General features: G+C 64.4%; 13 protein-coding genes and 4 pseudogenes. 10 read left to right on the forward strand and 7 right to left on the reverse strand.

Features of this window, described 5'->3' with window-relative positions; genetic code table 11:
- Together AC5LSR_RS13680 and AC5LSR_RS13685 are read right to left on the reverse strand one after the other, a co-directional pair.
- Positions 1-817: tyrosine-type recombinase/integrase (locus AC5LSR_RS13680; protein WP_493468528.1), on the reverse strand; the 817-nt coding region annotated here is incomplete at its 3' end.
- 172 nt (positions 818-989) lie between these two features.
- Positions 990-1277 carry a helix-turn-helix domain-containing protein gene (locus tag AC5LSR_RS13685; RefSeq protein WP_493468529.1) on the reverse strand — a complete coding sequence of 96 codons (288 nt, stop codon included), beginning with the start codon at positions 1275-1277 and terminating at the stop codon, positions 990-992.
- On the opposite strand from AC5LSR_RS13685, the gene AC5LSR_RS13690 reads away from it, so the two are divergent.
- Positions 1276-1626, forward strand: coding sequence for a transposase (locus AC5LSR_RS13690; RefSeq protein WP_493468530.1), 351 nt, complete (start codon positions 1276-1278; stop codon positions 1624-1626). The two genes, AC5LSR_RS13685 and AC5LSR_RS13690, sit on opposite strands and share 2 nt — an antisense overlap.
- On the opposite strand, the gene AC5LSR_RS13695 is transcribed toward AC5LSR_RS13690, so the two are convergent.
- The 3 genes from AC5LSR_RS13695 to AC5LSR_RS13705 form a co-directional block, all read right to left on the reverse strand.
- The gene (locus AC5LSR_RS13695) at positions 1539-3650 is read right to left on the reverse strand and encodes a hypothetical protein (protein ID WP_493468531.1); all 2112 of its coding nucleotides are present in this window, start codon (positions 3648-3650) and stop codon (positions 1539-1541) included. The genes AC5LSR_RS13690 and AC5LSR_RS13695 overlap by 88 nt on opposite strands.
- A 120-nt stretch (positions 3651-3770) precedes the next feature.
- Entirely contained in the window at positions 3771-4859 is a 1089-nt protein-coding gene (locus tag AC5LSR_RS13700) for a hypothetical protein (protein ID WP_493468532.1), read from the reverse strand.
- A complete protein-coding gene (locus AC5LSR_RS13705) occupies positions 4859-5497 on the reverse strand; it encodes a hypothetical protein (RefSeq protein ID WP_493465128.1) in 639 nt (212 codons plus the stop codon). Before AC5LSR_RS13705 ends, AC5LSR_RS13700 begins: the two co-directional genes overlap by 1 nt.
- 634 nt (positions 5498-6131) lie before the next feature.
- Here AC5LSR_RS13705 and AC5LSR_RS13710 point away from each other — a divergent pair.
- The 5 genes and pseudogenes from AC5LSR_RS13710 to AC5LSR_RS13730 all read left to right on the forward strand — a co-directional run.
- Positions 6132-6461: pseudogene (locus tag AC5LSR_RS13710) on the forward strand (transposase); the annotation flags it as partial.
- 110 nt (positions 6462-6571) lie between these two features.
- Entirely contained in the window at positions 6572-8188 is a 1617-nt protein-coding gene (locus AC5LSR_RS13715) for an IS1182 family transposase (RefSeq protein WP_493465130.1), read from the forward strand.
- Between the two features lie 19 nt (positions 8189-8207).
- Positions 8208-8792, forward strand: a pseudogene (locus tag AC5LSR_RS13720) (transposase); the annotation flags it as partial.
- Between the two features lie 670 nt (positions 8793-9462).
- Positions 9463-10545 carry a M4 family metallopeptidase gene (locus tag AC5LSR_RS13725; protein ID WP_493465127.1) on the forward strand — a complete coding sequence of 361 codons (1083 nt, stop codon included), beginning with the start codon at positions 9463-9465 and terminating at the stop codon, positions 10543-10545.
- Between the two features lie 71 nt (positions 10546-10616).
- The gene (locus AC5LSR_RS13730) at positions 10617-10904 is read left to right on the forward strand and encodes a protealysin inhibitor emfourin (RefSeq protein ID WP_493468533.1); all 288 of its coding nucleotides are present in this window, start codon (positions 10617-10619) and stop codon (positions 10902-10904) included.
- A gap of 28 nt (positions 10905-10932) precedes the next feature.
- Here the strand turns inward: AC5LSR_RS13730 and AC5LSR_RS13735 are convergent.
- Positions 10933-11217: pseudogene (locus AC5LSR_RS13735) on the reverse strand (transposase); the annotation flags it as partial.
- A gap of 429 nt (positions 11218-11646) precedes the next feature.
- On the opposite strand from AC5LSR_RS13735, the gene AC5LSR_RS13740 reads away from it, so the two are divergent.
- The 3 genes from AC5LSR_RS13740 (at position 11647) to AC5LSR_RS13750 (ending at position 13569) form a co-directional block, all read left to right on the forward strand.
- Positions 11647-12531, forward strand: coding sequence for a GH25 family lysozyme (locus tag AC5LSR_RS13740; protein ID WP_493465125.1), 885 nt, complete (start codon positions 11647-11649; stop codon positions 12529-12531).
- Positions 12532-12902: 371 nt separating this feature from the next.
- Entirely contained in the window at positions 12903-13205 is a 303-nt protein-coding gene (locus tag AC5LSR_RS13745) for a hypothetical protein (RefSeq protein WP_493465124.1), read from the forward strand.
- Positions 13206-13215: 10 nt separating this feature from the next.
- A complete protein-coding gene (locus tag AC5LSR_RS13750) occupies positions 13216-13569 on the forward strand; it encodes a hypothetical protein (RefSeq protein ID WP_493468534.1) in 354 nt (117 codons plus the stop codon).
- A gap of 173 nt (positions 13570-13742) precedes the next feature.
- Here AC5LSR_RS13750 and AC5LSR_RS13755 read toward each other — a convergent pair.
- A pseudogene (locus AC5LSR_RS13755) lies at positions 13743-13976 on the reverse strand (DDE-type integrase/transposase/recombinase); the annotation flags it as partial.
- Positions 13977-14259: 283 nt separating this feature from the next.
- On the opposite strand from AC5LSR_RS13755, the gene AC5LSR_RS13760 reads away from it, so the two are divergent.
- Entirely contained in the window at positions 14260-14400 is a 141-nt protein-coding gene (locus tag AC5LSR_RS13760; protein WP_493468535.1) for a hypothetical protein, read from the forward strand.
- The last annotated feature ends 56 nt before the right edge of the window (positions 14401-14456 follow it).

The following is a 14456-nucleotide window of genomic DNA, read 5'->3' on the forward strand; positions in this document are numbered from 1 at the left end:
CCAGGGCGATCCGGCGGACCACCTTTGACCAGGTCCACAAGCTCAACGGCTGGGCGTGGTTGCGCCGCGACTCCGACAGGAACAACGACCCCCTCGCCCGGCTCACCGAAACCCGGTGCGCGAGGTATTGCGACAGCAGGACCCCGGTCGAGGCCGAGTACGGCACGACGCGCTCCAGCCGGTTCTTCGTCCTCTCCGCCCGGACCCGCAGCGTGCGGTGCGCCGGGTCGACGTCATCGGTACGCAGCGAGCACAACTCCTCGCGCCGCAGCGCGGCATCGTAGGCCAGCGCCAGCATCAGGCGATTACGCGCCGGCTCCCGGCCTGCCTCCTCCAACAGCCGCAGCCACTCCTGCTCGCTGGGAATCCACGGCAGCCTGGTCAGCCGCGGCACCAAGCCGCGCTGCGCTCCGCCAGCCCGTCCGCCAGGGGTGTAACGGCCCCGACCCACCGGATTGGACTCCCGCAGCCCCTCTTCCATCAGAAAGTCGTAGAACAGCCGGACCGGCACCAGACGCTGCTGGATCGTGGCGTTCGCCAGCCCGGCCCCCGAGTCGATAGCCACCACGTTCGCGCCCCGCAGGCTCGGCCGCGACGTCAGCTCCCGCACGAAGACGGCGACGTGGGCATGGTTCGCGGTGACCGGGTCGACGTCCTCCCGCTCGCACATCAGCAGGTACTCGGCCAGCCCACGCGCGTAGGCGTCGATCGTCCTCGGAGCCCGACCGAGATCCGTCCAGATCTGCAGCCACACCGCCGCCTGCTCGTGCCGGCCGAGCACCGGCCACTTCTCCGTCAGCACCGTCGTGCCGCTCAAGCCATCTCCCAAGTCCGTGGTCGCATCGGGGAGACATGATCACCCCGGCCAGATTCCACGTAACTTTTAAAACGATCAAAAGGCAGATGTTCGGCCGCGCCAACTTCGACCTCCTCCGGAAACGAGTACTCCTCGCCCGATGATCACAGGCAGGGCCGGAAGGATCACAAGATCAGCGACAGATCCAACTGGCCTGACCGAAGACACGGCCGGCCCCGGGGCGGTCGCCGAGCCCGTCGAGGCCCTCGGCGTTGAACCGGGCCAGGCGTTCGCGCACGGTCTGCATGTGGCAGCCCAGCCTGGCGGCGATGGTGCTGGTGCGTTCACCGTCCCAGCTGGCCACGATCATCTTCGCCCGTATGATCCAGTCGCCGGGAGCGTGCCGTGACCCGGCCAGCTTCCGGATCTTCCGCTCCTCCTCCGTGTCCGCGGGAGGGCGGGCATACACCAACTTCGGCATGACGGATCGCCTCCCTACCAGGATCCCACCGGCACAGACGATTTACAACCGTAATGAGGAACGTTGCACTAGGGAAGATCCCCGCACGGGCGGGGACGACGCCAAAGCCGCGTCCCGGGCGGCCAAAGACGCCGGAAGAAAGACGCCGGAAGATCCCCGCACGGGCGGGGACGACGAGAGCAGCGAACGCCTTGGCCGGTACAGGTGGAAGATTGAAAGGACGATCGCGTGGCTTGATGGCTACCGCTGGCTGACCATCCGCTACGAACGCAACGGCCGCAACTTCCTCGGGTTCCTCTGCCTGGCCGCCGCGATCACCTGCTGGAAGAAACTCCCACACCCCACATGAGACACGCTCTTAACCGGCGCCAGAGATGCGAACCAGTCGTTCTCCACTCGCACTTGCGGGCCGGCTTTGAAGTCCCGCCGAGCGTGCCTTTTTATGAATTCTTCAAACTTATCACATCGCCGTATATGCAGTAGATCCGGGTCTTTCGCGATGGCTTCAGAGGGATATTCGAGATCGCAGCCAGGATCCTCAATGGCCCGCGTCAACAGACGGACGACATCCTCGATCATTTCGCTGTCGGGATAATTGCCTTCCGGTGCGTTTATTGCCAAAATGCAGGCCGCATCATAAAAATTCGTCCACGTTGGCGACCAACGCTTGTGGAAGTAGCGACTAAGTCGACAACCCTGTTGTTCCTTGGAGGGAAGAATTTCCCCGGATGGGGGAGTGGTCTGCAAAACATACTGTTGGGTTTTTCGCAGTCCCTCCGTATTGTTTTTGATGGCTGCGCGGCGTGCCTGCACCAGCCTCAACGACATATCGGCATTCGACTTAGCTTCCCGGCGCTTGCGTGGACTCCTGAAATAGGGAAGCCTTTCACCTCGTTCATCGCGGTAGCGTATCAAATGGTAGGCTAGGTTGACCAAGCCGAGCTGTCGGCGGTAATCTTTAAATTCCTTTTCGGCTAGGTCCAAAATACTGTGTCGTAGCTTCTCTCGTTGATGCCCGCACAGCCCTTCCGCTTCTATCAGAGCGATTTCCTCAGACTTCAACCCGGCGAGGTGGCGAGACTCTTTCAGATAAGAGGCCAGCTCGCTGCGTGTGCGCTTGTCTGGTTTCCAGGAAACAGGAGATTCGTCGGCTGGCTTGCTCGACCACTGGTCGTGGAATATGTTTCCCGCCATCTCGGAGAGTGACATGGCTGTCCGAAAACGACCACGAAGGAAACGTGGACTTGCCTCGCGATTCGCCAAATGCCGGAGCAGAGCCTCCAAATATTTACTGTTCAGGCTTTCGATCAATGCCAGCTCGTAGCCGATCACGCCCGCTGTTCCTACGCCGTGGCGTATCCCATCCGTGAGCCATTCTCGTCGCATCTTTCGCCAGGAGAGCAAATCAGCGTACGTCCCGTGCTGAAACATGCACTCTCGCTGGGCGAGAAGGTATGCGGCGAGCTGTTGACCATCGAATGATCCGACGGCCCACCGTGGGGTCGAGGGGTCTTGCAGGAAAACCTGCCGGGCCGTCCATGCGGCAACCCGCTCAGCCGCCTCGTCTTCGACACAGGCCAGAACCTTGACGGCCTGACTCTGCATGTTGCGTGCATCAACCAAATCGACGGTCACAAGGAGCGGCGGAGGCTTTGTACCAGGAGAGCTCGTCTCCTCGTTCCTGCCGTTACGACCCGATCCGTCGTCCGCCGACCAATCATGTTCTTCCGTCGAACGTTCCTCGGCAAGGACACGCACTATGAAGGAGCGGGTGGAAGGTTTGATCCGCTGGACTAGCCGCATTAATGCAGCCACCGTCTTGGCACCGCCTGTGTCGGTGCTCTCAACTACACTCGCAGCACTTTCCAGTGTGGTTCCGCCGGGAAATATCGACGGCCGCCTTACCTCGATGGCAGGCAGGCAGAATTCGACCTTTTTCAGAATTTCAGCAGAAACATCTGATGCTCCATCGTTCTGTGTATTATTGTGGGACTGTACCTTGACGGTTGGCTGTTCGCGGCGTATACACCGCAGATCCATAAACAGCCACAGTAGCGCCGCAGCGCCGACCAGTACGATCCATCCGGCCTGTCCCGGGATCGGCTTTCCGAAAAATGGCGTAAAAAGTCCATGAATTAGTTGATCGCCGCCGTGCAGGAAGGCCGTGGTCAATCTGGAGCCTTTGTCGCTGTCGCCGATTCCTTCTCGAATTAGAAAAATGCTCCATATAACAATGATGAGACCCTCGATCCAGTGTAGTGATCGACGGCTGAAACGGCTGGCGATCATCCATAGAACCAGAATGGTCGCACCTATTCCTCCCCATGCCGTATACCATGAATCCATGGCGTTATTTCCCTTGACCTGGTGCAAGAAAACAAATCATCGCCCAATGTTCAATTTGACCGGATTCGAAATTTATTTCATCGCTTCATAGGGTGATTGAAAAATGTTTTCTTCGGGTAATATAGTTCTGCCTCAGTGAACCGCCGATCAGGGGGTGAGGGGCGGGGTTAAGTGCGTGCCAAGCCTCGATGAGGGGCGGGGCGATGACGGTGTCGATAACCTTGGGATCGTTCCAGTAGGTGGGATGCACCAGTGGGGTCCAGGACAACCAGCGGGGTCCGACCCGCATGATCTTTTCTTCGTGGACACGTGCTCGGTACTGGGCTCCCAGGGGGCGGAGGGGTACGCGATAACGTCGTCGCGGTCGACGACATTGACCCACCGGCCGGTCAGCCCTTGGTGATGGTTGTTCAGTTGGGGTGCGGGGACGGTGATCGGTGTGCCGAAGCTGCCGAAGCGTGACGCCCACAGTGCGAGCGGGCTGCCGAGGGTGAAGAAGAACGTGAGCGTCTCGCCGCGCCTCATGGGGCTTTTGTCTATTCGGCCCTTGATCTGGTTATCCACCAGCTTGAGGTCGGGCCCCCCGTTCTGGATGTCGTAGAAGTAGTTGCTGGCGACGACCGTGCCGAGGCTGTGGGCGATCACACACAGGGGTGCGTCATCACCGCATTCGGGATCGGCAGCCAGGTCGTGGAGGGTCTCGGCGAATCGCCCGTGGACGCGGTCGTAGAGTTCGCGGTCGTCATTGGTCGTCTGGTAGGAGACGGCGTCGCCGAGAAAATGCACGATCAGCCAGCGCAGCGTCGGGTAGTTGAGCCCGCCACCCCACGGCAGCCACGACAACCACGGCCGGAGCTGCGGCAGCTTGCTGTCCACGACCCGTCCTATGAGGTCGGCACCCAGCACTTTGCGTACCAGTAGACTTGCCGCCGCTGGGAGCAAGGCCAGATTGGAACCGGTGTTGATATCGGTGACCAGGCGGGTCAACTTGTTCATGTACTCCCAGGACAATGGCCCGAAGGACCGGGTGAACATCCGATCATGAACGTCTTCGAGTTCCTGCGCCCAGGATATTGGCCGGATGACCAGCGCGTCATCGGGATTGATGCCACGGCGCCGGAAGGAACGGCGGAGCAGGTTCGCGGCCTCGTCCGCAAAATGCGGATCGGAAATTTCAACGCCATGTATGAAGGCGACGGCCAGCCGGCGCGGGGCCGGCGCAGCGACGATGGTCATCAAAATCCTCCGGGGATATAAGGTGGATATGCGTAGACGTCCCAAAGCTGGTTGAAGCGGGCCAGGGTTCCAGAATCGCCTTTGATAATCTTGGTGAGGGCATGCTGCCGTCCGTCGAGTTGACACGGCAGCCGGTAGTGCATGCGGCGGCGGGTCGGGTCGGGCGTCTTCGTCGACGGACAGCTTGCTGCCAAGCGCGTCGGCGTGCATGGTGTCGGTACGCATGTGGGCCGGGCGGGTTCGGTGACGAATCGGTCAACATCGTCGAGGGTGATGACCAGCCGTACGGACAGCCGCTCACCACGGGCGTGCCCGACGTGGAAACCCTGTTCGCTGTCAGTTGTGCTGGCCGCGACGTAGTCTTTCATCTCCTCGGCGGACAACGGCGTGCTCGGTTCGGACCGCTCCCGTCCCCGCCCCGGGCCCGGTGGGTAGGGTGAGTCCAAGGGGATGCGCTGCTCGGCACGCCGGGCGTGCGTTGACGTCTCCCCACGGATGTTCGCCTCGTGCAACCGGTCGGCGTTGACATTGACTATGTAATGAACAGGCACCTTGGCGCGCAGCACCTTGACCGCGATGGGTCGGCGCTGTCCTGCCTCGGCCAACCCGTACATCACGACCGAACCGCCGAAACCCAAACTGATAATGACGTTCTGAATAATGTTCGACAGCAGCCGCTGAAGCAGCTTCTCGGGTCACCCTATCCCCTTGTGTGTCGATGTTGTCACTGCTGTCGCAGTCGACCCTTCCCTGTCACGGCCCGAACACACATCGATTCCCCGCGAATTTTTGGCGAACTGTCGAGTTACACATCAGAAATCACCTACATTAATTGCACTTCAAGGCAGCTCTGCGCTGAAGACGTGAAAAATCTCCGCGGAATAAAACGACGGTGATTCGCCAGCAAACCCGGATCCACTCCGCGTGCCGGAACAAATATAGCGCTTGCCGCGTGAGCAGCGTCCAGCTGCCGCGCATCAATGAACGATATATTTAATACATCTATGCAGTGAATTATCTCCGTTTAGCTGAGAATGCAGCCAAAGGTGGCAGTCGGGTCTGTTGCGTCTGCCGGGTCCTTGATCGGGCGATCGCGGTAGGGACCGCCCTTGAGGGCGGCACCCCCACAGATCCCACCCTACCCGCCAAGATGGGATGAGACAGGTAATTTGTACCATCTTGTGACTGGTAGGATTTTGTTAGATTCTTGATCGGCTGGTTGGAGGGTCGGGATCTTCGTCTGGTTGGCTGCTGGTCGTGACGCCGGAGGAGATGGCTGCGGTGCGTCCGGTCGTGGAGGAGTTCGCGGCGCGGATGTTCGTGGATCTGCCGCGCAGGGACCAGCGGGCGAAGGGCGAGCTCTACCTGCGTGGGCTGATGTTGGACGGGAAGCGCAAGAGCCTGGTGCCGATGGCCGAGCGGCTCGGGGTCGATCATCAGGGGTTGCAGCAGTTCCTGCGGAACTCGACCTGGGAGTACGGCGAGGTGCGCCGCCGGCTGGCCGGCTGGGCGGTCGAGTTCGTGCGGCCGGAGGCGCTGGTCGTCGACGGCACCGGCTTCCCGAAGGACGGTCCGGCCTCGCCGGGGGTGGCGCGGATGTACTGACACTGTTGGCGAATTCCTCGTCCGGCTCCGCGGGAAGAGAGAGCCGAGCGGTGTGATGGTGGTGTTGCCGGCTGGTCGTGGGGGGTGTCGCGGTGAGGTGATCGATGATGTCGTTGCACCCGGAGGTTCCCGGTGCGGTTCCTGCGCTGACCGTCGAGGTGGCCCGGGCTGCGTTCCCGGCCGGCTGCCCGATCATTCGGGTCCGTGATGCGCTGGGACCGGTGTTCCGCGATGAGGACTTCGCGGATCTGTTCCCCCGCAGAGGCCGGCCCGCCTGGCCGCCCGGTCAGCTGGCGATGGTCTCGGTTCTGCAGTTCCCGGAGGGGCTGTCGGATCGTCAGGCGGCCACGGCGGTACGCGACCGGATCGCGTGGAAGTACACGCTCGGCCTGGAACTGACCGATCCGGGCTTCGACTTCTCGGTGCTCAGTGAGTTCCGCGCTCGGCTGGTCGACGGCTCCGCCGAGCAGCGGGTGCTGACCCGGGTCCTTGATGTCTGCCGCGTCGCGGGACTGCTCGGTGATGGCGGCCCGGCCCGCACGGACTCCACCCATGTGCTGGCCGCGGTCCGCACACTCAACCGCCTGGAGCTGATCGGGGAGACCGTCCGGGCGGCGTTGAACGCCCTGGCCGTGGCGGCGGCGCGCTGGTTGGGGGCATGGATGCCCACCGAATGGCCCGACCGCTACGGCCACCGGGTGGAGAACTACCGGCTGCCGCAGCAGCCGGCGGAACGCGCGGCCTACGTCGAGACGGTCGACACCGACGATGCTCCGGCCTGGCTGGCGGAGGTGGAGGCCGTGCGGGTGCTGCGCGCGGTGTGGCAGCAGCAGTTCGACACCCGCGGGGGTGTCCTACGCTGGCGGGAGGCCGGCGAGCTTCCGCCGTCGACGGAACGCATCGCCTCGCCGTACGACGTCGAGTGCCGTTACGCGATCAAACGGTCGGCGTCCTGGACCGGCTACAAAAGCCACCTGACCGAGTCCTGCGGCCCGGACCGACCCCATGTGATCGTCAACGTGGAGACCACCGACGCCGCCCGCAGCGATCAGGGCACGGTCGAGCGCATCCACGACCGGCTCGCGGAACGCGAGCTGCTGCCCGACGAGCACCTGGTCGATACCGGCTACATGTCGGCCGAAGCCGTGCTGTCGCAAGCCCGCGACCACGGCGTGCGGTTGACCGGGCCGATGCCGCCGGACACGAGCTGGCAGGCCAGGCGAGGGCAGGGGTTTGACGTCTCCGCCTTCACGATCGACTGGCAGGGGCGTACCGCGACCTGCCCGCAGGGCGCTGTCGCCACCTCGTGGCACCCGCAGCTCGACAACCGAGGGCATGAAGTGATCCGGATCCGGTTCCCGGACGGGGCCTGCGCGAGGTGCCCGGTTCGCCGCAGCTGCACCCGCCGGGTCGACGAACCACGCGATCTGGTCGTCCGCGGGCAGGCCGAGCACGAGATGCTGCAGCAGGCCCGTCGTGAGCAGGCCACCGAGGAATGGAAGACGCACTTCCACCGCAGGGCGGGCGTCGAAGGAACGATCTCCCAGGCGGTTCGGGGACCCGGCATCAGACATGCCCGCTACCGCGACCTGGCCAAGATTCGTCTCCAGCAGCTCCTGAGCGCCGCAGCCATCAACCTCATCCGCGTCGATGCCTGGCTCTGCGGGGTGCCTCTGGCGGCAACCCGAACCTCATCCCTCGCCGCGCTCCCCGACGCCGCCTGACCGAATTCGCCAACAGTGTCTGTACTCGGGCACGTTGGGCAAGGTCGGTAGCTGCCAGGTCGGGGTGTCTGTGCACGCGGCCACGGACTGGGCGTCGGCGGCGCTGGACTGGCGGCTGTTCCTGCCCGCGAGCTGGGACGACACCGGCGTCGACGACCCGGCCGAGGCCGCCGCGGTCCGTGCCCGCCGGGCACGGGCGCAGATCCCCGACGCCGCGCGGCACCGGGAGAAGTGGCGCCTGGCACTCGACATGCTCGACGAGGCCCTCGGCTGGGATGTGCCCGCCCGGCCGGTGCTCGCGGACGCCGGCTACGGCGACTCGGCCGAGTTCCGCCAGGGCCTCACCGACCGGAACCTGGCCTACGTCGTCGGCGTGACCCCCACCGCGACCGCGCACCCGGCCGCCGCCGAACCGGTCCGACCGCCCTATTCCGGCAACGGCCGCCCACCGGTACCGGCCTACCCCGACCCGCCGTCGACGCTGAAGGCCCTGGTCCTGGCCACGGGCCGGCGCGCGGCGCGGTGGGTGACCTGGCGGCGCGGCACCCACCACGGCCCCGGCAACCCAACCGCGGCGATGCGCTCAAGGTTCGTCGCGCTGCGCGACAATACTCGCCGCGGCCTGAAGCCCGACCCGCTAGCCTCGCCTACAGAAGGGCCAGCCGGCAGCCACACTCGAACCGCCGCCCTCGCGCCTACCAGTGGCCAAGTGCCCCGGTGGGCGCGGGCCTGCCCACGTCACGTCGGGTTTTCCAGTCAGCCCCTGCGCCGGCCTGACCCTCTACGGAGTCCTCCGCATGCTCCAGAGCCTGCTCAACGTTTGGACCGGCGCCTGCCGCACCTGCCACCAACCCTACGATCCGTTACCCACAGCGCCGATCGCAGCGACCGGAGTTACCTAACAAAGTCCTACTGGTCGCCTGCGGCAGAAGACCTATCGACCAATCGGATTCGATCATCGAGTAATGTAGATGCCCTGGTCAGGGCCTACGGATGAGTTTCGGGCACTGGCAGGATGCATACAGTGCCAGCGGACCGCCAGGACGATCACCTCCGGAGGGGTCGGAACTCGCTGAACTCCGAGACTGGGACCATCGGTCGGACGTGGCGGCGGCGCATCACCCGATCATGCCGACTGCCGGGGTGGACCGTGGTCCGTGCAACAGACCCGGGCAGATGGGGACGGCTATCCATGTTCTGTGTTCGTTTAGTTACGTAGATGGGTACACCGGGGAGCGACTCGCTCGAAAGGGAAGGCGAAGGAAGGGGCTCTCATGGTCATGTACCGTTCGGGAACGATGCCGCACCGGCCGTTGCACTGCATCGTCCCACCCGACCTGCTGGCTCGGATCGTCCGCGAGGGCGAGACCGAGGAGGAGCGGGCGGCAGCGCTACGCACCCTGCAGTTGGACCACTCCTTCCGACTGGCCCGCGCCGAGACGGCCGCCCGTTCCAGGGGGTGGGCGGTCCGCCCGACCACGTTCGGCCGGCAGGGCGGCCGGCCGCAGCGCACCATCTACGACCAGCATCATCAGGAAATCCAGACGCTGGGTACCCCGGTACGGGGCGAAGGGCAACCGGCAACCGGTGACCCGGCGGTCGACGAAGCGTACGACGGCTTCGGCGCGACGTACGACTTCTACTGGCGAACCTTCGACCGTGACTCCATCGACGGCCAGGGGCAGCCGCTGCTCGGCGGGGTCCACTTCGGTCAGGATCATGACAACGCCTCCTACGACGCTGCCGGCTACATGTTCTTCGGTGACGGCGACGGCCGGTGGTTCACCCGCACGACGGCGGGGGTCGATGTGATCGCCCACGAACTCACCCACGGGGTCACCCGGCACGAGGCAAACCTGGCCTACAGCGGTCAGTCCGGTGCGCTCAACGAGTCCATCTCCGACGTCATGGGCAGTCTGGTCAAGCAGTACCGGTTGAGCCAGAAGGCCTCCGATGCCGACTGGCTGATCGGCGCGGACATCGTCGGCCCCGCGCTCAGGCCGGCGCTGCGGTCGTTGAAGGCACCCGGCACCACCAACCCGCACGACGACCAGCCGGCCGACATGAACCACTATGTCCTCACGCCCTCGGACGACGGCGGTGTGCACATCAACTCCGGCATCCCGAACCGGGCCTTCTACGTCGTCGCCGATACCCTCGGCGGTTTCGCCTGGGAAGCGCCGGGCGCCATCTGGTATGCCGCGCTGCGGGACCCCGAGCTCGACCGTCCTTCTCCCGAGTTCCGTACCTTCGCTCGGATCACCCTCCGCCAGGCGCAGCAGATATACGGTCCGACCAGCGACGAAGCCCAGGCGGTACGGGACGGCTGGGACGCGGTGAAGGTTCCACTGAACTAACAACACGGGGGTCCGCGGCCTGACCTGGCCTGACAGGGGCTCTCCCCCCGGGGCATCATCGAAGGGTGCGTGTGGAGTTCGAACGCAGCGGCGGCTTCGCAGGCCTGGTTCTGCATGCCGTCCTCGACACCAGCGAACTCGACCCGGAGCAGGCCGGGCAGGCCGAAGCCGCGCTGGACACCCTCGGCTGGGATCAGCCGGCAGCACCCCCCCAGGGGGCCGACCTCTACCAATACCGGTTCACCGTGACCGACGCCGCCGGCCGGCGGCGCTCAGCGGTCCTCCACGAACCGCAGGTACCTGCCGCGCTGCGTCCGCTGGTACGCGAACTCGTCGCCCGAGGCCGGTTCCCGTCCTGACAAGCGACTGCTCACCCTTATCCCGGCCGGTGAGGGTGTGGCCGAGCCGGGTGAAGATGCCCTCGTCGCGCCAGGCGGCGTAGGAGAAGGAGACGGTGGCGTGCGCCGGGAAGTCGTGGGGCAGGTATCGCCAGGGAACACCGGTGCGGTTGAGGTAGAGAATCGCGTTGAACACCTCGCGCAGGTCGACGCTGGCAGGCCGGCTGGTGGGTCGGTGGTCGAGCCGGGTTTTCTGCCAGGCGTGCAGGATCGGGGTGATCATCTCCCAGCGGGCGTCGGGCAGATCACTGGGATGGGTTTTCCGTGGGCTCATGACGGAGGTTTCTCCCTGGCCGGGGCGGCGGTAAACCAGCGGGCCGGGAACTGCCTCACTCTGGCAGAAGAGGGACTTTCACCGCATCGGTAAACCAGACAGACAGTCGCATCTCCGCTCTTAACGACCCTCGTGCTCAAGGCCATGGAATGCGCGAATCAACCTTTACTACGCGAAAGCCATAAAAGCCGCGGCCAGCATAAACGATTTATTCCCACTGAAACCGCGTAAACATCCACTCGGAGGATGTTTCGTTGCGAGGAAACGCGGTTTCGGCAATAGCAAGATCGCTTCTTGTTGATCCTTGTTGGTCTTCTTCAGCAGCGAACCACCCGGCGATGCGATATGTGGACGCAAACTGGGAATAATCGTGCAGAGACCTCTACGGAGGACCCGAATAGTCGGATAGATATTAGGAGTGCATGCGACATGTCGCGTTTCGCCGACATCTCCACACACAACGCGTCTTTCGACGCCGACGTCTACAAGGACGCCGGGCACGAGCTAATCGTCATCAAGGCGACCGAGGGGGCCACGCATACCAGTGAACGGTGGGAGGGGTGGGTTAAGGACGCTCGCCACACCGGGCTACGCGTCGGCCACTACCATTTCGCCACCACACGGGACGTCGCGGACCAGGCGGCACATTTCCTGAACGTGGTGAACCGAAACTACCACCCCGACGACATCCTGATCCTCGACCTGGAACAGGCCGCGATCCCGGCGCGTCGACGTGGTGACCTCGCCCGCGACTTCCTCGGCAAGATAGACCATATGTCCGGCGAGAAGTGGCTGTACTCCGGCAAATTTTTCCTCCAGGAGGGGAGAGTATCCTACTTCGGGGTACCGCTGTGGCTGCCCTCGTATACCAGTACGTGGCGGGACAGTCTGCTCCCCCACGGGTGGGACAAAGAGACGCTGGTGGCGTGGCAGTTCACGGCCACGGCCACGGTGCCGGGCGTCGGGAAGGCCGCCGGGGGGGTGGACTACAGCGAGTGGTACCCGACCACGCCGCAGCCCGGCAATCGTTTCGCCGGGTACCCGGCCCTCCGCCGGGGCGACCAGGACTCGCACCGCACCGGCACCTTCCCTGACCGGGGGACGCCCGTGCAGACCCTCCAGAACGCCTTGAATATCGTGTTGGGATGGGAGGGGGGCCACCCGTCCAGGCTGGCCCCGGACGGCGATTTCGGGCCGGCGACGTATGAGGGCGTGGTGCACTACCAGGGACAGCGTGGGCTGGCGGCCGACGGGGTGGTCGGCACCCGGACCTGGTCCCGCCTGGACTCCGATCTCGACATGATCGGACGGTGACCACGACGGAAGGACAAACAAATCTGTTGAACTCCGAGTCACACCTATTGTCGCTCCATGCGATCGAAAAATCTGCGATCCAGACTTCTGCCCGCCTGCGATTCTTCAGAGCCTTTTGAGTCGTAGGCATGGAGACGCGGATGGGTTTGTAGGGGCTGGGATGGGGGATACAGGAGTTAGGTCGACTCGTGCTGCGGCGGCCTAGGCAGTGGAATTGAGGCGAGGAGTCTCCCGCCGAGGGCGACGACGTGTGGCTGACAATACGTCTAATCACGCGAAAGAGCGGAGCCGGCACCATCAGGACCCGGCCGACGCAAATCTCCCGTCGAAGGCAGGACGGAGAATCTAATCTTACGAAAGGAATGACTACCATGGCAACACGCGTGGCCAGCGGCATCATCGTGGGGGCGGGGAACAGCGCGAGCCTGTTCTGGGACAACATGCCCAGTGGTCAGGTGAGGACGTTCACGGCCTACCCGAAGAACCCGGAGGTCCCGTTCGATTCGCAGGCCGAGATCACAGATGTCTTCCACCTGCTCAAGGGTGCCAACCACCCTGACGTCAAGGGTGAAATCCAGCTGAACGTCACCATCACCAACAAGGCCGGCGGGCCATGGGGGCCGTCCGTCGCGGCTCCGTTTCTGGCCTACGACCTGTACATGACCACATCCTGACGTCTCGCTCGTGCGGATCGCCCGCCTTACGCTGGTGTCCACGCCCGTCACCGGAATCGATCCGCCGGACGGCCCGATAAGGAGCCGGATGGCCCAGGACACCAGATCCACCATCGGAAAGGAAACTGAGTCCATGCAGGTAAACATCGTCTACGATCTCTCGGGTGAGATCAGGTCAGTTGCGGTCGCGTCCCCGGAGGTAGCCGATATTCACCAGCTCGAGGTCCGCGCGACGGCCAGCGGCGACCGTGTGACGACGGTGGATCGACCTGACGTTGCCGCCGAGCGCGTACACGACCATCTCGCGGCGCTCGTCAGGGAAAACCTGGTCGACCCCGCAACGGGCACGCTGGTCTCCCGGTAGGTCCGCGCACCGAGGTCGTCCAACGGACCACGATGGCCCCGGGCGCGGGCTGGTGCGCCGCGTGGCCGGGGCCATCGTGGGTGGGCCCCGCACGGCCGAAGGGGCCGGCATCAGTGGGGCACTGTCGCGTTCCGAAGAGACGGGGCATACCGGCCGACCACGGTGACCGTCGGTCAGACCGCGGCGGCGAGTTCGGTGAATGCGGCGGCCAGCCACCGCCTCGGGTTGGTGTCGACGGCGAGCTCGTAACGGCCGCAGCGGATGTTCTGGATGAGGGCGTGCCCGGTGCTGATCGTCTGGACGGACCGCAGCCGTTTCAGACCGCGCGTCGGCCGGAGCCAGGCTTTGAGCCGGCCGTGGTCGGCTTCGATGCGGTTGTTCTCCCGCGCGGCGACGACGTGGCAGGCCGCAAGATGCATCGTGCCCAGCAGGGCGATGACGGAGAGATCGACTGCAGGGGCGGGGGTTCAGCGGGGCGATATAGGCAGGCACGCCGAGCCTGATGCCCAGCGCCCAGACGTTACCCAGCCCGAACAGGAAACTCAGGGCAACGACAGCGGTGGTCAGGGTAGTTACCGCGTGGAGCGTGGTCTGCTGGTCGTCGCGATGAGGTGGAGACACAGGCGCCGCGGCAGTCGCTGGCACAGTGATCGTGTCTGGCTGGATTTCGCTGGCTTGAATGGCCGGCGTGTGGGCGCAGGTCATCGGGGCACCTCACACCGCCGGGCGGGAACCGACGCCGAGTTCGCCGACTACCTGCTCCGGATCCGCACCGGCCACAAGAACCGCCCCGCATTTCAGGACGAACTGAGCAGGGCTGGCCTTCCCTGACACCCAACTCCCCGTCTCGCGTCGGCTACAACCTCCGAGGGAGGAGGGACGTCGGC

It is taken from the genome of Protofrankia sp. CiP1_Cm_nod4, assembly GCF_982290645.1.